The following is a 951-nucleotide window of genomic DNA, read 5'->3' as shown; positions in this document are numbered from 1 at the left end:
CCAACGGATGCCGCGAGGCCGACCAGGAACGTCTCCCAGTTGTTCTGGGTCGCGAAGGCGGCCGCGAAAAGYGGCGCGAGCGTGGAGACGGACCCGTCGATCAAGCCTGCAAGGCCAGGTTGAACGTATTGCAGAACAAAAAGCCGCTTCCGGACCGCCTCCTCGGCGGCCTCGGTGTCGTCGCTCAGGCGAGCATCATGAAATTCGCTCGCCTTGCGCTCGTGGCCGCGCTCGATGTCCGCGAGCTTCGTGAACAATTCACGCGCGCCTACGTCGAGCGTCTGAAGGGCGGCTTTGTCGTAGAAATTGGCGGCCTGGAGCTCCATCAGCTCCGCCTCGTGGCGCATCTTGTCGAGATCGAGATGCGGGCTCCACCAGATCGGCCGGCGCTTGAGAAAACCGCGGACATCCTCGCGGCGGATGGGCGGGAGGTGCTCGCCGAATCGCGTGCGATATAAGGAATAGAGCCAGTCGCGATGCTCGCGCTCCTCGCTCGCCATATCATCGAAAAGGCCGGCGGAAGCAGCGAAATCGGGACGGAGGCGATCGGCGAAGCTTTGATAAATTCGCGAATCGTCTTCTTCGTTGGCGATCGCGAGGGCAAGGACCTCGCGCTCGTTCAGGTCAGCAAGCGCTTTCATGCATTCGACTCAAGTTTAGATCTATTCTAAACAAGTGCCGAGCGCTTGCAAAGCCTCAGCGCAAACGGGCCTCGGTATTGCGACCTCAGTACTGGGCGCCCGGGATCAGCGTCGAATAGATGGCGCGATCGTCGAAATTGAGGGCCGGCGACCAGGAGAAGCGGGCAGCGCGGTTGAAGCGGGAGAGAAACAGCGAGAGAAACATTGGAACACCTTTTGATCTGGCGCTGTCATAGATCCGACCTGTGATAAGGTCACGCGCTCGTTTTACCGGGCTGATATGCAACTTTGGTATGACGTCGTTCAGGAT

2 protein-coding genes are annotated in these 951 nt (G+C 59.8%); both read right to left on the bottom strand.

Features of this window, described 5'->3' with window-relative positions:
- A partial coding sequence (locus AC1DT3_RS22680; protein WP_477467421.1) for a ferritin family protein occupies positions 1-641 on the bottom strand: 641 nt, incomplete at its 3' end.
- Between the two features lie 85 nt (positions 642-726).
- The coding region (locus AC1DT3_RS22675; RefSeq protein WP_477467420.1) for a hypothetical protein at positions 727-951 on the bottom strand (225 nt) is incomplete at its 5' end.

It is taken from the genome of Microvirga sp. P4_G7 (genome assembly GCF_056401005.1).
The sequence above is the reverse complement of the archived record's forward strand: the minus strand, read 5'-3'. Positions and strand labels throughout refer to the sequence as shown.